This window comes from Serratia sp. 14-2641, assembly GCF_001692375.1.
Classification (GTDB): domain Bacteria; phylum Pseudomonadota; class Gammaproteobacteria; order Enterobacterales; family Enterobacteriaceae; genus Chania; species Chania fonticola_C.
In genome coordinates this window covers 101,452-122,594 of the sequence record NZ_LXKR01000022.1, presented here as the reverse complement: position 1 = coordinate 122,594, position 21,143 = coordinate 101,452, and the positions used below count along the sequence as shown (strand labels likewise).

19 protein-coding genes and 1 tRNA gene are annotated in these 21,143 nt (G+C 51.8%); 12 read left to right on the top strand and 8 right to left on the bottom strand.

From position 1 onward, the window contains the following. Window positions 1-21: 21 nt before the first annotated feature. From A6U95_RS09910 to A6U95_RS09890, 5 genes are all read right to left on the bottom strand, one after another. Window positions 22-591 carry a fimbrial protein gene (locus A6U95_RS09910; protein WP_098931752.1) on the bottom strand — a complete coding sequence of 190 codons (570 nt, stop codon included), beginning with the start codon at window positions 589-591 and terminating at the stop codon, window positions 22-24. A gap of 108 nt (window positions 592-699) precedes the next feature. Next, on the bottom strand, window positions 700-1,443 hold the full coding sequence (locus A6U95_RS09905) for a fimbria/pilus periplasmic chaperone (RefSeq protein WP_275505122.1): 744 nt from the start codon (window positions 1,441-1,443) through the stop codon (window positions 700-702). A gap of 102 nt (window positions 1,444-1,545) precedes the next feature. After that, window positions 1,546-4,083, bottom strand: a complete 2,538-nt coding sequence (locus A6U95_RS09900; RefSeq protein ID WP_139102353.1) for an outer membrane usher protein — start codon at window positions 4,081-4,083, stop codon at window positions 1,546-1,548. 130 nt (window positions 4,084-4,213) lie between these two features. Further along, the gene (locus tag A6U95_RS09895) at window positions 4,214-4,747 is read right to left on the bottom strand and encodes a fimbrial protein (RefSeq protein ID WP_065684345.1); all 534 of its coding nucleotides are present in this window, start codon (window positions 4,745-4,747) and stop codon (window positions 4,214-4,216) included. A gap of 85 nt (window positions 4,748-4,832) precedes the next feature. Next, window positions 4,833-5,360: a fimbrial protein gene (locus A6U95_RS09890; protein ID WP_065684344.1), complete on the bottom strand. Its 528-nt coding sequence runs from the start codon at window positions 5,358-5,360 to the stop codon at window positions 4,833-4,835. 434 nt (window positions 5,361-5,794) lie between these two features. On the opposite strand from A6U95_RS09890, the gene A6U95_RS09885 reads away from it, so the two are divergent. The 3 genes from A6U95_RS09885 (at window position 5,795) to A6U95_RS09875 (ending at window position 8,091) form a co-directional block, all read left to right on the top strand. Next, window positions 5,795-6,589, top strand: coding sequence for a winged helix-turn-helix domain-containing protein (locus A6U95_RS09885; RefSeq protein WP_065684354.1), 795 nt, complete (start codon window positions 5,795-5,797; stop codon window positions 6,587-6,589). A 6-nt stretch (window positions 6,590-6,595) separates the two neighbouring features. Then, window positions 6,596-7,087: a FidL-like protein gene (locus A6U95_RS09880; RefSeq protein WP_065684343.1), complete on the top strand. Its 492-nt coding sequence runs from the start codon at window positions 6,596-6,598 to the stop codon at window positions 7,085-7,087. A 386-nt stretch (window positions 7,088-7,473) separates the two neighbouring features. Continuing rightward, complete coding sequence (locus A6U95_RS09875; protein WP_065684342.1) at window positions 7,474-8,091, top strand: LuxR C-terminal-related transcriptional regulator; 618 nt, start codon at window positions 7,474-7,476, stop codon at window positions 8,089-8,091. Between the two features lie 346 nt (window positions 8,092-8,437). Here A6U95_RS09875 and A6U95_RS09870 read toward each other — a convergent pair whose 3' ends face one another. Next, window positions 8,438-9,073, bottom strand: coding sequence for a carbonic anhydrase (locus A6U95_RS09870; RefSeq protein WP_024530881.1), 636 nt, complete (start codon window positions 9,071-9,073; stop codon window positions 8,438-8,440). Between the two features lie 937 nt (window positions 9,074-10,010). Here A6U95_RS09870 and A6U95_RS09865 point away from each other — a divergent pair. From A6U95_RS09865 to A6U95_RS09845, 5 genes are all read left to right on the top strand, one after another. Then, window positions 10,011-10,622: a hypothetical protein gene (locus A6U95_RS09865; protein WP_065684341.1), complete on the top strand. Its 612-nt coding sequence runs from the start codon at window positions 10,011-10,013 to the stop codon at window positions 10,620-10,622. Between the two features lie 360 nt (window positions 10,623-10,982). After that, window positions 10,983-11,540 carry a fimbrial protein gene (locus A6U95_RS09860; RefSeq protein WP_065684340.1) on the top strand — a complete coding sequence of 186 codons (558 nt, stop codon included), beginning with the start codon at window positions 10,983-10,985 and terminating at the stop codon, window positions 11,538-11,540. An 82-nt stretch (window positions 11,541-11,622) separates the two neighbouring features. Next, entirely contained in the window at window positions 11,623-12,327 is a 705-nt protein-coding gene (locus tag A6U95_RS09855) for a fimbria/pilus periplasmic chaperone (RefSeq protein WP_065684339.1), read from the top strand. Window positions 12,328-12,441: 114 nt separating this feature from the next. Beyond that, on the top strand, window positions 12,442-14,994 hold the full coding sequence (locus A6U95_RS09850; RefSeq protein ID WP_065684338.1) for a fimbria/pilus outer membrane usher protein: 2,553 nt from the start codon (window positions 12,442-12,444) through the stop codon (window positions 14,992-14,994). An 83-nt stretch (window positions 14,995-15,077) separates the two neighbouring features. Continuing rightward, window positions 15,078-16,241: a fimbrial protein gene (locus A6U95_RS09845; protein ID WP_139102352.1), complete on the top strand. Its 1,164-nt coding sequence runs from the start codon at window positions 15,078-15,080 to the stop codon at window positions 16,239-16,241. A gap of 309 nt (window positions 16,242-16,550) precedes the next feature. Here the strand turns inward: A6U95_RS09845 and A6U95_RS09840 are convergent. Together A6U95_RS09840 and A6U95_RS30640 are read right to left on the bottom strand one after the other, a co-directional pair. Continuing rightward, window positions 16,551-16,635: transfer RNA gene (locus A6U95_RS09840), tRNA-Leu, on the bottom strand. Between the two features lie 327 nt (window positions 16,636-16,962). Further along, window positions 16,963-17,154 (bottom strand): hypothetical protein, encoded by a 192-nt coding sequence (locus tag A6U95_RS30640; RefSeq protein WP_139102351.1) that lies wholly within the window; start codon window positions 17,152-17,154, stop codon window positions 16,963-16,965. Window positions 17,155-17,189: 35 nt separating this feature from the next. Between A6U95_RS30640 and A6U95_RS09835 the strand changes: the two genes are divergently transcribed. From A6U95_RS09835 to A6U95_RS09820, 4 genes are all read left to right on the top strand, one after another. Continuing rightward, window positions 17,190-17,957 (top strand): DeoR/GlpR family DNA-binding transcription regulator, encoded by a 768-nt coding sequence (locus A6U95_RS09835; protein ID WP_021179134.1) that lies wholly within the window; start codon window positions 17,190-17,192, stop codon window positions 17,955-17,957. Between the two features lie 31 nt (window positions 17,958-17,988). Beyond that, on the top strand, window positions 17,989-18,951 hold the full coding sequence (denD, locus tag A6U95_RS09830) for a D-erythronate dehydrogenase (RefSeq protein WP_065684336.1): 963 nt from the start codon (window positions 17,989-17,991) through the stop codon (window positions 18,949-18,951). Further along, window positions 18,951-20,339 carry a gluconate:H+ symporter gene (locus A6U95_RS09825; RefSeq protein ID WP_024529399.1) on the top strand — a complete coding sequence of 463 codons (1,389 nt, stop codon included), beginning with the start codon at window positions 18,951-18,953 and terminating at the stop codon, window positions 20,337-20,339. The genes denD and A6U95_RS09825 overlap by 1 nt, the downstream gene beginning before the upstream one ends. A gap of 230 nt (window positions 20,340-20,569) precedes the next feature. Beyond that, entirely contained in the window at window positions 20,570-21,136 is a 567-nt protein-coding gene (locus A6U95_RS09820; protein ID WP_024484717.1) for a TetR/AcrR family transcriptional regulator, read from the top strand. The last annotated feature ends 7 nt before the right edge of the window (window positions 21,137-21,143 follow it).

The window sequence follows — 21,143 nt, the reverse complement described above, 5'->3', positions numbered from 1 at the left end:
GTTGTCTCCACATCACCCGCCTTAGTCATAATTGAGCCTGAAATCCACATGAGCCGAATAGGCCCCCGCCTGCAACGGCGCTCGGGTGCGCTCCAGCTTTACGACATAGTCCAGTTGATCCTGCCCCACAGCCAGCATCAACGGCGCACCTCGGCTCCCCAGGCGGATATCCCTGCCGAGTTGGTCCACCATGCGCAACGCCACGCCGGATGCCCCGCGCACCGCGATTAACTGCGGGTTATCCGCATCCGCCGGGGCAACAAAACTCAGCGACACCGCCGGTTGGTGAGCACTCCACAACAGATTGCCATTGCGCTCATCGCGGTTGTTCGCCGGGGTACGCAGGCAATCCTGCAAGCGCAACCGCACCGCCACCGGCGTGCCCTGTGCGCCAATCTGCGCCAACCGGGCGGTGCCGGTTTCCCCCAACCACACATCCTGATAAGCCGAGGTCATCTCCAGGCGGCAGGCGCTTTCGGTCAGCGCACCACGCACATGCAACACCCCGTTAGCACCGTCAACGTTCCAGTTATCCGCCGCGCCGGCCTCAGGCATCAGCGCCAACATGCTGCCAATCACCACTGGCACCATCAGTGCCGCAGCCACCCTGGCCAACAGATATTGCCGCTCAGGGCAAGACAGGAAGCCGCTCCGTTGTTTTCGCTGTTGCATGTTCAGTTCCCTCTCTACACCCGGTTATCAGCTTGGCTTGACGGGCTTGGCCTTGCACTCAGCACCACCGCAGTTGAACTGCAATTGCGGGCGGCCGCCGTAGTCATTGACATAGGTCAGCACCGGCGCATTGCCCAGCGCTGCCACGCCGACGTTCAACATCTCTTTGCCTTTTGGCGCCACCATCACCGGTTCAAAGCCCTTGGCGCTGGCGCTCCCCGGTTTACTGCTGGCATCCACAATGGTGATGTAATACGGCGTTGGGTTGTTCACCTGGTATTTGTCGCCCTGCCTGGTCAGCGTTAGCTGCTCCTGCCAAGGGGCCGCACCTTCGGTATTGCTCAGTGCTTTTGGCCGGTAAAACAGTTTGATCCGCGTTTGCAACGCCAGTTGTAGCGTGTTGGGCTTTTCACTCTTTGGCGGGATCTCACGCAGGTTGAAATAGAACAGCGTCTCGCGATCCTGCACCAACAGGTTGGCGGCCGGTAAGGCCTGCACCTTGATCTGGCTTTTTGCCCCCGGCTCCAGGCGCTGTAACGGCGGTAACACCGTCAAAGGCGTAGTGATTTTATTGCCCTGCGCATCTTCCACCCAGCCTTGCGCCAGGTATGGCAACTGCTTGTTTTCGTTGCTGATGGTCAGGCTGGTCGATTTTTCACCACCGTTAAACACCACCCGGGTGCGATCCAGCGCTATCGCGGCCTGGGCCTGCTGAAGGCCCAACACCCCGGCCAGCAAGCTGCCCGCCAACGAATAAAGGGATTGACTCATTAGGTTCATCATTAATTACTCACTTTCTTTAAATTCAATAAAAAAGCCGGGGAGGGGGAGAAACAGCTCCGGCCTGCCCCATGGCTAAATACGTTTCCGTCGTTATTCCGCCGTCTCCGCCGGCAGCAGGCGGCACGGCAACAACAGGTTGGCCAAATCGTCTTGCGGAATGTGCTCCGGCAATGTCAGCACACACTGCGCCTGCCCGTCCCATCGCACGGTCATCTCCTCATTCGGGTTAATGCCGCTCAGGTACAGGCTGCCACCATCGTTAACAATGCCCACATCCTGCTGTTTGCGGTTTTTCACCGTGGCGCCAAACGGCGGCGTCGAACCGTCCGCCAGGCGGATCACCGCCATCGCTTTCTCACCGGCGATCACTTCAAATCGGCGATAACCAATCGCCCCTTCGGTCAGGGTGGCCTGCACCACTGAACGCGTCGCTTCGGCATTCTCCGGCAGCTTGTTAACATCAATGCTGATCCGGTTGCGGTAATAACTGCTGACATCCGTCACCACCGCCTTGCCGAAGCGGTTGGTACGTGTCACCGCGCCATAGCCGCCAATGGGAATATCCGCCACTCCGCCGGTGTCCACCATCATGCGGGTACCGCCCATCATCCCAGACCTGTGCAGCGCCGCACCTTTCACAGTGGCGGTCGCCCCCCCTTGCAGCGATATCCCGGCCGACGAATAACGCCCTTCCTGGTAGCTGGCATTGGCATTTACCTGCGCCATATCGCCCTGATGGGTGTAATAAGCGCTCGCCAATGCACCGTTGCGTGAGATGCCGCTGCCCAGCTGATAGCTATCGCCGTTTTCCAGCCGATCGTAGTACCCCACCTGATGGGTGTTGTCGTTACGGTCATAGCTGCCGCTGTAGCTGACCGAGCCGTTGCTCCCCCACGGCATCGACAGCGAGAGGTACATGCCGTCGTCATTGACACCGTTATACTTATTGCGATACCCCGTCAGTGACAGGCTCAGGTTCCTGAACCGGCCAATATCAAAATTACGTGACAGCGTCAGGGTGTAACGATCGTTGGCCGCGCTGTCCCAGTAAGTCTGATGGTTGTAGTTCAGGTAGGCACTTAACCCGAGATCGCGTAAGTGCTGGCTGAAGCTGATGGTGTACATCTCCTTGCTGTTCTGGTTGCGCGTGCCATAGGTGCGCGCATCCAGGAATTCACTCATCGACATGTAGTTCCGCTCCGAGAAGCGGTAGCCGGCAAAGGTCACCTGGCTGTCGTACTCATCGAAGTTTTTCGAGTAGCTCAGCCGATAAGAACCACCTGTTAGGGTGGCGTCTTCCAACTGCGCCAAACGCGCCCGCGACTGGGTCACATCAAACGACAGTGCACCGAACATCATCAGATCCCGCCCGATACCGACCGCCAGGGCGTTGTAATCACCGCCCGCTACGCCGCCGCCGTACAGTGACCAGCCATTGCTGACGCCCCAGGAAAACTCGCCGGTCGCAAACAGCGGCCCGTTGGTATTGTGTTTCCAGTCCGAGGGGCGGCCGCTCGCCAGTTTGTAGCGCACCGTCCCCGGCCGGGTCAGATACGGGATGCTGGCGGTATCGAGGCGGAATTCCTGTACGCTGCCGTCTTGTTCTTCAACCCGCACATCCAACTGCCCAGAGACCGCATCATTGATGTCCTGAATGCGGAACGGGCCGGACGCAACCTGGGTTTCATACAGCACACGCCCCTGCTGGCTAACCACCACCTTGGCGTTGGTGCGTGCTACCCCGGTGATCTCCGGGGCGTAACCGCGCAGGTTCGGCGGCAACATACTGTCGTCGCTGATCAGGCTGGCACCGGTAAACCGGAAACTGTCAAAAATGTCGGAATACAGGAAGTTCTCCCCGACCGACAGCTTGGCCCCCAAACGCGGGACCGCGCGATAGGCGTAATAACGGCTCCAGTCCCAGCTCTGCTGCGTCGGCTGCCCGCGACCGGTTTGATGATCCAGCCGCGTTTGCCAGTCTGCCCGCAGCCGCCAGGCACCCAGATTGGCCCCCACCGTGCCGTTGCCGCTGAGGTTATATCCCTGCTGCCCCCGCTGCTGTTGCCGTTGGGCCTGCGCGTTGAGGTAATAATCCAACAGCAACCCTGGCACGCCCTCATCCCAACGCGACGGCGGATCCCAGTTGTCGGCGGCATATTCCAGATAGGCCTGAGGCAAGCTAACAGTGAGGCTAGCGCTGCCCAAATCGGCACGCGCCGACGTGCCCGGCAGGCTATCCACCGACAGACACTCACCTTGATGCCACCAGGTCAGTTTTTCTTTCACGTCCGGTTTTAAGCCGAACTGTTCTACCATTGCCGGGCTGATGCACGCGGCGCTATCGTCAGCGTCCTGCTCCGCCGGGTAAAAAGTAACGGTTTGCTCAGGCAGTTCCTGCTTATTAACGCGCACCAACATCATATAATCGCCCGGCATGATATATCCGCCACGCGAGAACTGGCCCAGATCAATATTTTCGCGATCTTTTACATCCAGAACGTCGGTATTGAACTGCACCTCTTCCGCACTGGCGTAATACCCAAAAAGACCCAACGCGCAGGCAATACAAATCCCTACTGCACGAGGGCGGAAGGGTAATAAATTCCAGCTCGGCATTATCATGCTCATCAATCCCTTTCTTCTTATTTTTACGCCAGCGCTATCAATGAAAAACTTTGTATTTCCACGAACAGGAAATAAGTGACAGGCACATCTGGTGATTTAAAACCTAACGTTTTTCCACGTTATTATCATCCAATCAGTAATAGTCCATTTTAAACCTAATGGTTGAGGTGTATTCTCCACTGCGTAATTGCTGTTGATTGCTGACCAGCCGCAGTGAATAATTTAGTGCTCTGTCACCTTCGGTAATATCAAGCAACGGCGTTGGATTGCCAGGTGATACGATATTTCCCTCGCTGTCGCTAAGCTGTAACGCAACGCCGCGAGCTTGCCCATCGACACCGAATAATCCATTATCCACCCGCCCATCGAATGTCACCTGAAAGCGTTGCCACTTCGCTAAATTTTCATCAATGCGTCCCAAAACACAATTAATCAGGCGAATACTGAATGGGCGAATAGCGCCTTGCCCATCACGTATAATTTGGCTCAATGGTGCTACTGACATATCAATAGTCTGATCGCGGCTATTGGTATCAATGGCGCAGGCCGTTTCAATTACGGCGCCTTGCATGTTAACCCGCCCCCAACCCGCCGCAGCCACGCTGCTTTGCATTGGTAACAGCATTAACAGGCAAAACGCCGAATAAAGCCTTTCTGGCTGTTTCATCTCATCATTCTCCCACGAGTCATTCTGGCAAGAATGTATGCGGGGCACGGCCCGCATACATGATTAATCCTGTCAACAAGCCAAATTATTTGTAGTTCAGAATGAAGTTGGCCACGCTCTGGAATTTACCCGGAACGATAGATTTATCATCGCCGCCGTCGCCTTTCAGATAAGCGCTGAAGGCCAGAGTCGCTTCAGAAGCACCGGCGCTGATCAGCTGGCCCGCGCTTGGTTTACCCAGTTCAATCAGGTTATTGCTGCCATCGGTAATTGCAATGCTGGCGCCTTTGGCATCACCGGTCATACCCAACAGGCCATTTTTGCCAGCCGCACCATCAAAAGTAGTGGTCACTGTTTTAGCGGTGTCCAGGCTGCATTTTTCCAGGCGAATTTCAAACGGCTTCGGGTCAGAGTTACCACCATTCAGCAGGGAAACGTTCGACACTGCGCCCAGATCAACGGTCTGATCAACAGACTTGGGATCAATTGAGCAAGGTGCATCAATAATAGAGCCAGTGAAGGTAACTTTACCATGTCCTTCATCTGCAGCCTGTGCACCAGAAATAGTACCGAATGCCAAAACTGCGGCCATCATGATTTTATTCAATTTCATTTCAACTTTATCCTTTAAAGGGTCCATTCCCATTTGTGTGAAGTCGCCAATTATTCAGGTTCACACAACCGGCACATGGAAGAGAGGTTTACGCCTCTCTTCTGCATGCCATGTCATAGCTACCGGCAACTGGAAATATGATATATCCCAAAAAATTAAAAAGCTAAAAAATCTAATTAATAGCAAAAAATTGGATGAAAATTCTGAAATTAAATAAAATTAACCAATATATCAGCATGTAAAACTAAGGAATGGCGACCCGTTAAAAACTAAAACTCCTTTAATTTCAACCCTGTTTCAGGCGGAAAATAATTTCCTCAAAAGGAGTTGACTGCCAGTACTGACCTACCCTAGATTCTACTAATCTTGTTTCAAGACTAATCTTAGTATTGAATATTTTGATGTTTGTACACCAGAATCAAATAGGTATCCGCATGAAATACATAATAAATCTAACACTGATTTTCGATCCGGAAAGTCGATTATTAATGCTGAGGAATAATACCCAACTAACGGTAGGGTTATCTAACCCGGCGACAAGATTGTTAAGCGAGTTGATAAAGAATAATAAAACTGAATTGACGCGTGAAATTCTGCTCAAGCATGTCTGGGAGGATTTTGGGTTTTCTCCGTCCGGCGCCACCTTGAGCAACCATATCAGCGAGTTGAGAAAAGCCTTTGAGGCACTTGGGATGAGTAAAGACATTCTGATCACGGTACCGCGCATAGGCTTTAAATTGGATGCGGAAATCCATCCAGAAACCAAGCCCCCCAAAGAATTGGCTTCTACTGAACACATTGAACTTCAGCCGTCGAGTCAACCGGCAGCAGTGGATAACGTCGTAGCGGCCGGTGTGAACACAAGCTCAAAAAAGCCATTACGCAGAATGAAAACTCTGGCATTGTCTCTTCTCTTTGTTCTGTGCGTCACCGCGGCGGCGGCGGCATGGGTGACCCTAAGCAAGAATGAACAGCCTGCGCTCATCGGGATCCTGGATAAATGCCATATCTATACCTTGAATGAAGGTAAGCATGACCCCGTGCAATCTGAACATGCGCGAAAAATGCTGGCCAATGAAGGGATCGATTGTGCGCAGACCGATCTTGACATCTATTATATGGAAGCACGTCCTACCAACGAATTCCTTAAGGTTCATTTTATGTCGGTTTGCACCAAGAATAACGATATAAACTATAAAAACTGCAACAACTTCAAACAGGTTGAGTAGGCTCACATGAACAGAATTATTATCGGTCTGACCAGCCTTGTCATCGTTATTGTCATCCTGAGTGGCGTTTATCACTATTTCAACCGCTCGCACTGGAAACCGTTTCGCTGTGATACTCATTTGAGTTCGCACATAGCGACAAAGGATGGCAAGAAACTTGAACTCAATCTTGATATTAGCATCATCACTGCCCATGAAGGCAGCAGTGAGGCGCTCACGGTGGGTTCCCTCAAAGGAGAAGGGAAAAATTATATATTTTCCAGGCGAGTTTTTGTCACCATGAAGCAATCCGAATTTAAAGGCTTTTCCAAAGCCATGATTATCCGGGAAGAGCGCCATCCCATAGATAATGTACCAGACGAAATCTGGCAAGAATACGTGTTGCCAGAAGCACCAGGCGTCGCATTCTATATGGAGACGAAGCATTTAAATAATAATGCATATCTTATTAAAGGGTTAACCAACCCCCACTTTGTTTGTGCTAGAACATTGGATTAACTTAACCAAAAGGCTTAATCATCTTTCACTCACTGATTAAGCCTTTATTAATACCATCCCGCTAAAGTTAATTGAGGATCACCCCAGTTAACACCGCCTAATACGCTAGTCGCCAGCGTAAGTTGCAGGATAAAAAACTGATAAATCACCACTAGGCAAATCATTTAACCAGATACAGCGATTAAAAGTCATTAACTTGAATGCAGAGCATCTTGTTGGTTAGCCTATTGCTGCCGCTACATAGCCGGCTTTTATCTGGTGATTAATATCGTAACCCGCACTGTAATACCGGAATCAGTCGATACGCGTGCAGATAAAAGCCAAGAGTCGTGACGTCAAAAAATTGATGACTCAAACCAAGAAGCGTAAACCAGGACGAAGAGAACATGAACAGCACGAACAATGCCATGATGATGGAAACATTGACCATCCGCATCATAGACGATGATAATTTTTTCATTGCAGGACTCGTTATGGCCCTATCCAACTATTTTAAAAATAAAAAGATCCGCTTTTATACCGGCCCTTCGAATGGAATAACTGCTGATATTATCTTTCAGGCCATTCGCTGCGGCACATTCATTGCCCCAGCCTCCTCCTCCGAGGACTGTAGCCCGACGCTTTATTTTGCTATAGCAGATAGAAAAGATGCTCATCTACAGCACTTATACCGTGGTGTGGCAACGTCCAATATCTTATACCGGCACCAATCGGTGAGCACCGTTTTACACCTCATTGAGAACATCCTGCTTTCACAACAACCGCCGCCCGAAGACACGCAGCAAACAGCAAAAGTCTGTCTCCACGAGCCACTCACACGGCGTGAGCAAGAAGTGCTACATCATCTTAAGCAGGGTAAAGCGCATGCCAGCGTTGCACGTTGCATGGGTATCAAGGAGAAGACCATAAGCTCGCACAAACGCGCGGCAATGAAAAAATTGAATTTCAGACGCACTAGTGAGTTATTCCATTGGATGCTGCAGGGCGGTTTAACCCGTCACTAGCCAAGAAAAGTAAATTGAACATGAATTTTCCATCCCCTCTCCATATTACTGTCTCTTGTACCCATCTTAAATTGCGGTCAAATGGCCGTAATTTTAGAAACACAGCAGGCTGATTTTAAAGAGAATTTTTCGGGCGGCAAATTGACAAGTTTAAAGTCACTCCTATAAAAAACAGCAAGATGCCGAGTTGTGTATAAGGGACAGCTCCATATCGAGGAAATCTGCTAAGGTTTTTAGTGAGTATCAAAAGCGAACATTATTAATTATATTCAACTAATTAGATCTAATCCTAAAAAAATCCACGTCGAAACGTGGATTCAGTATCATGGCCAAGAGCAAGCATCTTTTACTCGAAGTAGACCTCGGGGTTATCCGCCAGCGAAACGAAATTCTTGGTATTTTTATCCAGCGTGCGGATCTCGCCACTTTCGATGTCGTACACCCAGCCGTGCAGACGCAGGGCGTTGTCGCGCAGACCAACGGCAACGGACGGATGAGTCTTGATATTGTTGAGCTGGGCTATCACGTTCTCTTCAACCATAGCGTTAACTTTGTCGATTTCGCTATCCCAGGTTTTCTTCTCTACCACCGCTTTTGCCGCGTCCGCATAGTGCAGCCAGTGGGCAACAGCAGGCATCGGGTCAAGGCACTGGCAAGAAGCTATAGCCTTCATGGCACCACAGTTCGAGTGGCCGCAGATCACTATGTCAGTAACGCCTAGCGCCACAACCGCGTATTCGATGGTCGCCGACACCCCACCCGGCTCCGGGCCAAAGGAAGGGACGATGTTGCCAGCGTTACGGATAACGAAAAGCTGCCCCGGCTCTTGCTGGGTCACCAGCTCGGGGACCAGGCGGCTGTCCGAACACGAAATAAAAAGCGCTTTAGGGTTCTGGCTGGAGGCCAGGCTGCGGAAGAGTTCCTTACGCTGCGGGAAAATCTCTTTCTGGAAACTGAGAAAACCTTCAATAATATGTTGCATAGCACACTCTCTAGATCTGTAGTCTCGATAGTATGATAAGCATCACTCCCTGTTAGTCCAGTACCTGATAGGCAAAAAAACAGCATTCTGTGGTCTCTGGATCTCACGCCAACATTTCGAATGATGCATTTAATGCCCGATACCCCCTGCATCTCAGGCTTATCATTCTCGACGTTATAGGCAATCACCCTTTTCGATGAGAACGTAGGGCGTCGAGGATGAAAAGTGAGCACCGTAAGCGCGAGTGACCTCGCGAAAAGGACAGAGAAAAGTTACCAATTCACCCTTATTAATGCTCCAAAAAAATATAGCAAACATACTGGAATTTCTTTACATCCCTCGTTCAACACCAGCTAATTATTGTTTTCATAACATCAATGAAAATTAATACCTACTTTTAGTTACTTTTTTGTTTTTAGCGCAACAGATTGAAGTTTGATTTAGATCACAAAAAGTGCTTTTTTTGCCGTTGGATTTTTACATATTCTGGATAGAAACCTCCCTTTCCTTTCCATTTTCTTGGCTACATTGATTATAGGAATATTCCACAATCGTTTTATCTATTTTTTTAATTTAAAAATCACTTTTTATGAGAAAAATCCTAAAAAACACATAACCTCATGATTATTATCTACTATTTAAAATAGCATGAAGAAATTCATTTTGTTGTGCTAGTGAATAAAATAATTCAAATGACTAGGATATTCACAACGTCCAGCGTTCGGTTGTACCGATCGATCAAGAGATATTGATAGTCGCAGACTATCGTTAATAATAAATCCAATTGATTTAAACGATTGTTAATAATTATTACAGTCAGTTAAAACTTAAAAGGCCAGAGGGAAGGAATCTTCTCTGTAATTTTTAAGCTCAAGATTGTTTGCTAAGTCTATATGATATCCATAGGCAGGCTGTCTTTAAGGGAGGTAGTAACTTGATGAAATATTATTTTGTCTCGGATGATTGTTATTTTCTGAACGGATTAGAAGATACTTTATCAGGAACCATTAAAGAACGGTCAATTTATGTCAATGTCAATCATGATGTTTTCATCCTCAATCCAGAACCTAATGATGTTATAGTGCTGGCAATATTCAATGTTACCAAGCGTCGTGAGATAATGCGAAAACCAGGATTATCGCTCTGCCGCCTTATTATCATGGTGAAATATGGGGCCAGCCTTATACCGGGATCAACGTATACCCCTTGGTTTATCCCTTGGAAAACAACGACAGAAGACTTCATTAACATACTGAATGAATTGAAAAATAAAAAGGCAACCCGGCATCAACTTCCCTTAGAAGAATCGGAGGTATTTCTTTACCTAGGGGCGGGGCTGTCACATAAAGAAGTGGCCCAACAGCTGAGCCTATCGAACAAGTACATTTATGCAATCAGACGTAGAATTAGTATTTCATTAGGGTTACGAGCATGTAATAGTGCCACCAGCATTCTCCTCTGTCGGGATGTGGCAGAAATGAGGCTATATAATAAACGACGAGCCACCTTCACCCCTTGGGGTTATGAAAACAGCCTTACATTATTTTGATCGCAAAACAAAAAATATAACAAAAGTGCAACTTTATTTGTTTAAGTTCGTTCCGGGACTCTTGAAAAAGCACCGATCTCCATATCGCCACTCAGGGAAAATGAAGCGAGACTCGGCTAGAAATAACCACCTCTAAAATAGTGATCGTGGTGACATGAATTTATTTTTGAGGGAATAATTCTCATTCGGATAACCGTGGGAATACCAGTGTAAATATAAGGAGGAATAAAAGCGTTCTAACGCGGATTCCACTTTTTCGTTTGCACTGAAAAGGAAATAATCAATCTAAATGATAGGTCACGCTAACAGGTTGGCTATTCCAAATTTAAATGACGATGTAATACTTAAATGGAGTTAATTATGAAGTACAGTAAATATCTTTTGGCAACCGCGATCGTGGCTACTTTTGGTGTGGGCATTGCTCAGGCGGCGTCAAACGGTACCGTTAACTTTACCGGTCAAGTTCTCGATAAAACCTGCGATATCACTATCGATGGTAATGCCAGCCCGGCCACCGTGGTACTGAAAGCCGTTGATAAAAGCCAACTGAGCGTTGTTGGCGCGACTGCCAAACGTACCAGTTTTAATATTGAACTGAGCAACTGTACCGGCTCAGCTGATGTGACCAATGCAGCGGCCTTCTTTGAAAACAGCTCAACTGTTGATCCGATCGGCTACCGCCTGAACAATACCGCAACCGGTGATACTGCTGCTACCAACGTTCAGTTACAGCTGATTGACGCCCCAACCGGTAACGCTATCAAGGTAGGTAGCCCGGAACAGCATACGTCTTCAACTACCTATGACCTGACCTCAGGTACAGCCACACTGCCGTACGCCGTTGAATACTACGCGACTGGCGCAGCAACAGCAGGTCTGGTAGCCAGCTCCGTCAATTTTACCATTAACTACTTCTAATCTTTTTTTGCCAAAGACTGAGTATTGACGGGCTTTACACGGGGAGCAACTGACCGCTCCCCGCATTCAGGGAGAAACCATCATGAATCACCGTGCCATTTGCCATAGTGCCGCCGCGTTCGTATTAACTTTTATTTTGACGGCCCCAGCAGTGGCGGGAATTGTCATTACCGGTACACGCGTTATTTATCCGGCGATAGAGCGCGAAGTAATGGTGAAAATCGATAATCGTGGGAATCAGCCGGTTCTGGCACAGAGCTGGGTGGACGACGGCGATCCAGATGCATCGCCGGAAACAGCCCGCGCCCCATTCACCATCACACCACCGATCAACCGTATCAATGCCGGTAAGGGGCAGACACTGCGCCTGATGTACACCGGTGAGCCGCTGCCGACGGATAGAGAGTCCGTGTTCTGGCTCAACGTACTGGAAGTACCACCGCTGAACAAAGAGAAGCAAAACCAGCTACAGATGGCGTTCCGTTCACGCATCAAGATTTTTTATCGCCCAGCAGGCCTGGTGGGTAATGCAAACCAGGCAGGGCAGTCTGTCACCTGGAAAAAGGTGAAGGGCGGCGTGGAGGGAACCAACCCGACGCCGTACTACGTATCACTGGCCAATATTGCTGAAGATAAAGAAGGTAAACGGCCTATCGGCAAAGGCGGCATGATTGCTCCCGGCGGGAAAGCCGTATTCGCAATTGAAAAAAGCTTGAGCACCATCTACCCCTCATACATCAACGATTTTGGTGGCATTAATCCCACATCACAGCCGGTCGCCCCATAACAACCGCTGGCTGGAAGCGTAAAGCGTGCCTGGTGCGCTGTTACAGGAATAGAGCTTTTTCTTGATTGAGTATTGCGCCGCCCAGTTAGGGTGTTTTAGTGATAAGGAATTCACATGCCTTTTTTCCATCATTCACTGTCGCCGCTGGCCGCCGCCGTCCTGCTGGCACTCGCCGGAACGGCCATAGCCGACGACGACATTGAGTTCAATCCCAATTTTATGAGCCCCGGCAGCCAGCAGCGCATCGACCTGAACCGCTACAATCAAGACCTTGCACCGGCGGGAAAGTACAGCGTGGAACTTAACGTGAATGGCCGCCACATCGGGCGAGATGATGTGACCGTGCGGGATAGGGTTGTGGAGGGTAAACGGGTGCCGCAGGTGGATATCTGCGTTAAACCCTCTGCACTCACTACGTTGGATATCAATGTTGAGCGGCTGACTCCAGAGGCGCAAAAAATGGTCGCGGCTCAGAAAGCGGCAGGCAAGGATGACGCCTGCCTGGCCCTGAATCACCTACTGCCGGAAGGCAGCGTGGCGTTTGACGCCAATGAACAAGCGCTGAACCTCAACGTGCCGGAGATTTTGCGCGTTAACCGCCCTCGCGGTTACGTCAATCCCGAACAGTGGGATACGGGCATCACGGCGGCCACTCTGGGCTACAACCTTAATGCTGGCAGCACCCGCTACAACGGCAAAAATAATGATACGCTCTACGGCAATATCAACGGCGGTTTTAATCTCAAAGGTTGGTACCTCCGCCACAACGGTGTCTATACCAAAACCACGGATACCAACGGCAACTATAACAACATCAACACCTACCTGCAGCGGGATATTCCCGCCATTCTGGGGCGGGCGATCATTGGCGATGCCAACACTAAAGGGGAGATGTTCGATACCCTGTCGTTTCGTGGTGTGCAGATAGCCAATGAAGAGCAGATGCTGCCGAACTCGGTCAGGGGCTATGCGCCAGTGGTCAGGGGCATCGCTCGTTCAGCATCCAGGGTCGTTATCCGTCAGAATGGCAACGTCATTTACGAGCGTTCGGTAGCACCGGGGCCGTTTGAAATCACCGATCTTTACCCGACCGGCTACGGCGGTAGTCTGGATGTCTCCATCGAGGGAGCCGATGGCTGGCAACAGAATTTCCAGGTCCCCTATGCAGCGACCAGTAACCAGCTACGTCCCGGCTCACACCACTACAGCATGACCTACGGCAAGATACGCTCCACCCAACTGCGTAGAGAACCGACCCTGCTGGAAGCTTCTTATCGGCGCGGCATTAACAACGCCATGACGTTGTATGGCGGCATTCAGGCTAACGGTGCCTACCAGGCGATAATGGGCGGAGCCTCTTTCGGCACCCCACTCGGTTCCTTCTCAATGGACGTCACTCATGCGCGCCCTCGGCTGGGCCAGGGCTGGGGAAGAATATCGGGGGAAAGCTACCAGCTTAAGTATAGCCAGATCATCCAGAGCACCGGCAGCAACCTGTCGATAGCCGCTTACCGCTACTCCACCGAAGGCTTTATGGACTTTATGACCGCCATGTCAACGGCGGAGCAATACTCAGGGGACGGCAGCGGCAGAACCTTTAAACGAGCCAAGGACCGTCTGTTGGTCAGCGCTTCGCAGCCGCTACCGCAAGGTTGGGGGCAGTTTTATGTCAGCGCATGGCAGCAGGCCTATTGGAATGATCCGTCAACCGACCGGCAGTACCAGTTCGGCTACACCAACCGCTATAAGAATCTCAGCTACAACCTGAGCATGAGCCGCAATCAGGACGCATTTGGTCGTTCTCAGAACACTTATACGCTCAACCTGACGCTCCCACTGAACGACCTGTTGGGCTTCAGCCAGATGGGATCCAGATTTACGCGCGGGCCGGGTAACACGACGAACGAACAACTGTTTGCCTCAGGCACGGCGGGCGCCGAACAAGAGTACAGCTACAACGTCACGGCGGGCTATAACCGGCAGGGCGGCGGAGGCAATAGCAACAGGAATAGCAGTAGCCTTGTCATGAACGGTTCGGCACGCACCCGGTATACCACCGTGAGCGCGTTGGCGGGCACCGGTAAAGATTACGAAACCTGGTCGGCAGGCATGAGCGGCGCCATGGTAGCGCACTCAGGGGGGGTGACGCTGTCGCCATACAGCGGCGACACCTATGCGCTGGTCGAAGCTAAAGGTGCCAAGGGCGCGAGCATGGTGAGCTATCCCGGCATTAAGGTGGACAGCTTTGGCTACGCGGTTATCCCCTATCTGACGGCTTATCAGCTTAACGAAGTGGAAATCAGCCCCAAGGGGCTGTCGAACAACGTCGAGCTGAATCTGACCAGCCAGAAGGTCGCCCCCTACAGCGGAGCAGTGGTGAAAGTGAAATATGACACCACCGTGGGGTACCCGGCGCTGATCAGCGCCCCGATGGCCAACGGTCAACCGATGCCGTTCGGCGCGGAAGCGTTTGACAGCGACGCACGGCGTATCGGCGTTGTTGGACAAGGAGGGCGGCTATTTGCCCGCGTACCGTCAACAGAGGGCACCATAAAGATCGTTTGGGGCCAGGCACCGGACCAACAGTGCCAGGTACGCTATATGCTGCCTGCCAATGCGGATCTGGAAAAAAGCAATGCCATCAGGTTTAACTCGCGCTGCGAGTAACGGCGGCATAAAGACATTGCCGGGTGGCCGAAACGACGGGCGCTAATCCGGACCACAGCGTTAACAGCAGAATAAAGGATTTGATGATGAAAACCACGGCGCGCTTACTTTCGGGGCTAAGAAAATATGCCAGGCCGATTGGCCGGTTTTTGAGCGGCTCTCTGGCGCTGGTGGCGCTACAGGCGCAGGCGGTAACCTGTGAATTCACCAAGCTTTTCCATGAAAACGTGACGATACCGGTCGTCGGGCCAGGTATGTCAACGGTTGGGGAAGACGCCCCGATTGGCAAGGTACTCTATGCAAGTCAATTCATGACTAAGGGCTATTCAACCAGCTATGATTGTACGATTACAAACTCAGAGAAGGCTGTAATGCATACCTATAACAAGGTCGAGGTGATTGCCACACCGTCAGGAGCGCCAACTCGCTCTGGTGATAAGGATATTTTCCCGACCAATGTACCCGGTATCGGTGCTATTTTTTACGTTTCCGGTTCGCTTATTTGGAACGCGGTATTCCCAGGTATTTGGGAAAGTACATCAAATATTGGTTGGGGAACGATGAGCCAAGGGCTAGGCCAACTGTCATTCGTTGAGATCGAACTCGTTAAAACCGGACCAATTGCTGCTGGAACTCAACAGGTGCTGGGGTCTTCGTTTCCCACTTTTCAGATTTCCTCCGGCTCAAATTCCCCATTCGTTGTCGATCATGTATTCGTTACGCTTAATTTTAGCGGTGCAGCCACTATGTATACCAAAACCTGCCAGCTGGCCAAATCGGTTATTGATGTCGAGCTTGGTACGCACCAGCGTAGCAATTTTACCGGCATCGGTAGCGTAACGAAGTGGGAGGATTTTGATATTACGTTAAAAGACTGCCCTCCTTTTGTAGGTTATGGCGACTATAACTATAACGAACGTACGGACATCACCAAAGGCTCAAATAAACCTAATCAGGTTGCAATCAGCTTTAACAGCGTTCACGGCGTTGTTGAGAATAACCCATTGCTGGCCAAGCTGGAAAGCGGGCCAAACTCAGCGGCGGGAATTGGTATTGAGCTGTCAAAGAGGGATGCCACCAGCTCGATCAATCTTGACGGTAGCGGTGGCTTTGACCTCGATAACTTACCGACACAAGATGGCTCATCGTATGTGATCCCGCTTAAAGCCCGATATGTTCAGTATGAGAGCAATGTGAAAGCGGGTATCGCAAACGGTGCCACTGTTTTTACCATCACCTATAATTAACCGCTGTAATGAACAGCCTGTAGGCTGTTTTCAGACTGAAAGCAAAGTCCTGATCGTAAGAGCAGGACTTTGATCTAATAGCTTGAGCTGTAAGGCAAGTCAGGATCTTGTCAGGGCCATAGTAATGATCCTTCCATAGTACAGCCATGAGTCTATAAGCAATGTTGAACCAGCATATGTATCCGGTTTTAGACTGGGTTGTATCAGATTGGCTTCAGCTGAGAGGAAATGCGAGGAAAGCTTTGCGGATGTTGGATTTCAGGCACAAAAAAAGCCGCTCGAAGGCGACTTGATTTGCGTACTGACTAATGGTGCCGAAGGCCGGACTCGAACCGGCACGTATCTCTACGGTTGATTTTGAATCAACTGCGTCTACCGATTTCGCCACTTCGGCACTGAAGTAGTATGCGGAAAACGTGGGCATTATACCTTCCCACTTGCCTCGCGCAACACTTATCAAGCATTCAACGAGTTGAATGTTGAAAAAAACGTCACACGTCGATTTTCTCGGCTTACTCTGCTCATTTATCACTCTAAATTGAGTTCATCAGCGACCGCGATCGCCCCTCACCCCAACCCTGTCCCACAGGGAGAGGGAGCCGACCGAGCCGATTTGTGAGTGGCTGGATAATTTTCCAAGAAGCAGACTTTATGCAGTGGGCAGATAGGCTGCCATCAGCCAATCTACTCTGCTGCCCCACCACCATCCTGCACTTTTTTGTTACACCTCACACTTTTCATCACAACCTTCTGTGACTCCTATTATCGCAAATAAAAATAGCAACCAATTGAATACAAATAATTTTTCACCAAAATACTCTACAGTCCCCCACCCACCCTTCTGTGACAACCCTCGTTTATTTGTTAAATCAAATGATTGAATATTAATAACATAACAAAAAATAACAGCCATCCAGCGGCACCATCGCTACCGACCCGGAGTTGAGCATGATCCCATCGGAACGCCGCGATTTTATCTATCGCTATGTACATGAGTATCAGTTGGTCACCATCGTGGCCCTGGCCGAGTTGATGAGCGTTTCACATATGACCGTCAGGCGTGATATTCATCAACTGGAAGAAGAAGGCAAGGTGATTAGCGTCAGCGGCGGCGTACGCCTGAGTGACGCGCTACGCCAGGAACTGGCCTACAAAGAGAAGGCCCAACTGCATCACCGGCAAAAACGGGCTATCGGCAAATATGCCGCCGGGCTGGTCGAGGATGGCCAGGTGGTCTACCTGGACGCGGGCACCACCAGCTTCGAGATCGCCCGCCAACTGGCCGAACGCTTCAACCTGACGGTAGTCACCAACGATTTTTCCATTATCCAGCACCTGATGAATCGCCCACAGCTCAACCTGTTTCACACCGGTGGGCGGGTCGATCAACGCAACTATTCCTGCGTCGGCAGCTGCGCCGCCATGCTATTGCGCACCTTGAATATCGACGTGGCCTTTATCAGCACCAGCTCCTGGGATTTAGAGCATGGCCTATCTACCCCGCACGAGGAGAAAGTGCTGGTGAAACAGGCGCTGCTGGACGTGGCCCGGCGCAAGGTGCTGGTTTCCGACAGCAGTAAATACGGCAAGTACGGCATGTTTCGCGTCTGCCCACTGACGGCGCTCGACGACATCATCTGCGATGCCGCCCTGCCGCCAGAAACGCAGCAACAACTCCAAGAGCGTGGCGTGCGGCTGCACAGCATCAACCTCTGATAACAACCCCTACAGGAAAAGGAATAAAACCATGAAGGTCATCATTACCGGTGGAGCAGGTTTTTTGGGTCAACGCTTGGCAGCCGCGCTGCTGCAAGACAATACGCTGCCTTTTGACGAACTGGTTCTGGCTGATATCCAGCAACCAAACGCCCCGCTAGCGGATCCACGAGTTCGCTGCCTGGCACTCGACCTCACTCAACCCGATGCCGCCGATCGGTTGATCGACAGTGAGTGCAGCGTGCTCTATCACCTGGCCGCCATCGTCAGTAGCCATGCAGAAAGCGACTTCGATCTCGGGATGCAGGTGAACTTCGACGCGACTCGCCAACTACTGGAGGCCGCTCGCCGCAATGCCCCAGCGATGAAGTTTATCTTCACCAGTTCGTTGGCAGTGTTTGGTGGCCAGCTTCCGGACACCGTTACTGATGATTGCGCCTTGCAGCCGCAATCCTCCTATGGCGCACAAAAGGCGCTGTGTGAGCTGTTGATCAACGATTACGCCCGCAAAGGATTTGTCGATGCGCGTGTGCTGCGTCTGCCTACCATCAGCGTGCGCCCCGGCAAGCCGAATAAGGCGGCCTCCTCCTTTGCCAGCGGCATCATCCGTGAACCGCTGCACGGGGAGCCTTCCGTCTGCCCGGTCTCCCCGGAGTTGGCTTTGTGGCTGTCCAGCCCCGGCACCGTGGTACGCAACTTTATCCATGCTGCCACGCTGCCCGCCGCGCAGTTTGGTACCTCACGCATCGTCAACCTGCCTGGCATCAGTGTCACGGTGGAGCTGATGCTAGCCGCACTGGAGGAGGTAGCCGGTGAGAAGGCTCGTGCCAAGGTGAGCTTTGTGCCGGATGAAACCATCAACCGCATTGTCGCCAGTTGGCCAGGCAACTTCGATGTGCAACGCGCATTGGCGTTAGGGTTCTTCGCCGATGAGAACTTCCAACAGGTCATCCGCGCCTTTATGCGCGATGAGATGCCACAGGCCGGGAGCTGATTATGGCACTTTATACTCCCATCATTGGTTTGGCGGTGGCCGTATTCGTACTGGTGTGGCTGGTATTGCGCACCCGGGTTCACGCACTGATCGCCATGCTGGCGGCGGCTTCTATCGCCGGGATCAGCGGCGGGCTGAGCGCCATGCAAACGGTAGATACCATCTCCAAAGGGTTTGGCAGCACGCTCGGCAGCATCGGAATTGTCATTGGTCTGGGGGTGATGATGGGTCGCGTGCTGGAAGTTTCTGGCGCGGCGGAGCAGATCGCCTTCAGCTTTATCAAGTGGCTGGGTAAAAAGCGCGAAGAGTGGGCGTTGGCGATCACCGGCTATATCGTCAGCATCCCGATCTTTGTCGATTCTGCCTTCGTCATCCTTTATCCGCTGGTCAAAGCGCTGGCCAAGAAGGGGCAACGCAACCTGTTGACGCTCGGTGTAGCCTTGGCTGGCGGCCTGATCATTACCCACCACGCGGTGCCGCCAACCCCTGGCCCATTAGGCGTCGCGGGGATCTTCGGCGTGGATATCGGCGCCATGATGCTGGCCGGGCTGGTGCTGGCCATTCCCTGCGTGATCGGCATCGTGATCTATGCGCGCTGGCTCGGTACCTATTACCCTGATTTTACGCCGGAAAACCAGGATGAGGAGCCGGAAGATCTGCGGACCGCCCACCAGCGCTATCTGGCCGAGAAAGAGGCCAAGGTGCTGCCGAGCTTAACGCTATCGCTGTTGCCAATCATCGCACCCATCGTGCTGATCTTTATCAACGCGGTGAACACTATGCTGGCCAAGGCTGAAGGAATGGCCTGGCTGGGGGAAAGCCTGTGGGGGCAAGCCTTTGCCTTCCTCGGTGCACCGGTGATTGCGTTGGCCATCAGCGTGCTGTTGGCGGTTTACACCCTGATGCCCAAGGTAGACAAGCACGAGACGCTGGAGCGACTGGAGGAAGGCTTGCAGGCCGCCGGGATTATCCTGCTGGTGACCGGTGCCGGTGGCGCGCTAGGGGCGGTATTGCGTGAAAGTGGCACTGGCACCTTGCTGGCTCAGCACGTCGCCAATCTGCCGCTGTCTCCGGTGTTGATCCCCTTCTTTATCGCTACGCTGGTGCGCTTGATACAGGGGTCGGGCACCGTTGCCATGATCACCGCAGCGTCCATCTCGGCCCCCATCGTCAGCCAGTTGCCCGGCGTCAATATGCTCGCCGCCGCGCAGGCCGCCACCATGGGCGCGCTGTTCTTCAGCTACTTTAACGACAGCATGTTTTGGGTAGTCAACAGGATGATGGGGATTAAGGACGTTAAGCAGCAGATGATGGTCTGGTCAGTGCCCACGACTATAGCCTGGGCCATCAGCCTGGTCGGTATTTTGCTGCTGGACTGGATCTTGTAGCCCCTCACCTCAACCCTCTCCCGCAGGGAGAGGGAGCCGCCCGAGCCACTTGTCAGCCTTAACGCTCCAGTTAGCTCCCACCCTGATTAAGCTAGCAAAAACTTTCCTAATTCCTTGATAACTAAAATAGTTTGACCTACCTATCATTATTCAGGATTGGTCAGACCTTTAGGGGAAGCGGATTGACCTCGATCAAAAATGACATACCGGCTGGTCGGTATGATCGCCGCATGAATACCCACGTGCATCGCAAGAAAGACCCGGAACGACTGCAAGAGCAGTTGCTGGAAGCCGCTAGTATCATCGCAGCCAAAGATGGGATTGCCGCGCTGTCGCTAAACGCCGTCGCCAAACAGGCTGGGGTCAGCAAGGGCGGGCTGCTGCACCACTTTCCCGGCAGGCAGGAGCTGATCCACGCACTGTTTATTCGCCTGTTGGCGGTGATGGATCGCGGCATTATGGCACTGATGGCCGTGGACGATAACCCGCGCGGGCGCTTCTCCCGGGCCTATCTGATGTACCTGGCAGGCATCAGTGAAACCGACACCAGCCGTCAATTGGCCCTGCTGTCGCTGGCCATGCCGCATGAAATGGTGTTGCGTAAATGCTGGCGGGACTGGGTGCTACAACATCTGGCCAACGCCGATGAACTGGATCGCAGCTACGTAGGTAACCTGGTGCGCTATGGTGCAGACGGCCTATGGCTTTCTGAACTCACGGAAGGAGTCACTATGACGCCGGAAGAGCGGCTTGCATTGGTGACGAGGCTGGCGGCAATGACCTTCGAGGAGCTTTAACCTCCGC

Excerpts from the sequence above, each read along its gene's own strand:
- A6U95_RS09910 (WP_098931752.1), bottom strand. The coding sequence starts at position 591 with ATGGTGCCAGTGGTGATTGGCAGCATGTTGGCGCTGATGCCTGAGGCC.
- A6U95_RS09905 (WP_275505122.1), bottom strand. The coding sequence starts at position 1,443 with ATGAGTCAATCCCTTTATTCGTTGGCGGGCAGCTTGCTGGCCGGGGTG.
- A6U95_RS09900 (WP_139102353.1), bottom strand. The coding sequence starts at position 4,083 with ATGAGCATGATAATGCCGAGCTGGAATTTATTACCCTTCCGCCCTCGT.
- A6U95_RS09895 (WP_065684345.1), bottom strand. The coding sequence starts at position 4,747 with ATGAAACAGCCAGAAAGGCTTTATTCGGCGTTTTGCCTGTTAATGCTG.
- A6U95_RS09890 (WP_065684344.1), bottom strand. The coding sequence starts at position 5,360 with ATGAAATTGAATAAAATCATGATGGCCGCAGTTTTGGCATTCGGTACT.
- A6U95_RS09885 (WP_065684354.1), top strand. The coding sequence starts at position 5,795 with ATGAAATACATAATAAATCTAACACTGATTTTCGATCCGGAAAGTCGA.
- A6U95_RS09880 (WP_065684343.1), top strand. The coding sequence starts at position 6,596 with ATGAACAGAATTATTATCGGTCTGACCAGCCTTGTCATCGTTATTGTC.
- A6U95_RS09875 (WP_065684342.1), top strand. The coding sequence starts at position 7,474 with ATGAACAGCACGAACAATGCCATGATGATGGAAACATTGACCATCCGC.
- A6U95_RS09870 (WP_024530881.1), bottom strand. The coding sequence starts at position 9,073 with ATGCAACATATTATTGAAGGTTTTCTCAGTTTCCAGAAAGAGATTTTC.
- A6U95_RS09865 (WP_065684341.1), top strand. The coding sequence starts at position 10,011 with ATGAAATATTATTTTGTCTCGGATGATTGTTATTTTCTGAACGGATTA.
- A6U95_RS09860 (WP_065684340.1), top strand. The coding sequence starts at position 10,983 with ATGAAGTACAGTAAATATCTTTTGGCAACCGCGATCGTGGCTACTTTT.
- A6U95_RS09855 (WP_065684339.1), top strand. The coding sequence starts at position 11,623 with ATGAATCACCGTGCCATTTGCCATAGTGCCGCCGCGTTCGTATTAACT.
- A6U95_RS09850 (WP_065684338.1), top strand. The coding sequence starts at position 12,442 with ATGCCTTTTTTCCATCATTCACTGTCGCCGCTGGCCGCCGCCGTCCTG.
- A6U95_RS09845 (WP_139102352.1), top strand. The coding sequence starts at position 15,078 with ATGATGAAAACCACGGCGCGCTTACTTTCGGGGCTAAGAAAATATGCC.
- A6U95_RS30640 (WP_139102351.1), bottom strand. The coding sequence starts at position 17,154 with ATGGCTGTTATTTTTTGTTATGTTATTAATATTCAATCATTTGATTTA.
- A6U95_RS09835 (WP_021179134.1), top strand. The coding sequence starts at position 17,190 with ATGATCCCATCGGAACGCCGCGATTTTATCTATCGCTATGTACATGAG.
- denD (WP_065684336.1), top strand. The coding sequence starts at position 17,989 with ATGAAGGTCATCATTACCGGTGGAGCAGGTTTTTTGGGTCAACGCTTG.
- A6U95_RS09820 (WP_024484717.1), top strand. The coding sequence starts at position 20,570 with ATGAATACCCACGTGCATCGCAAGAAAGACCCGGAACGACTGCAAGAG.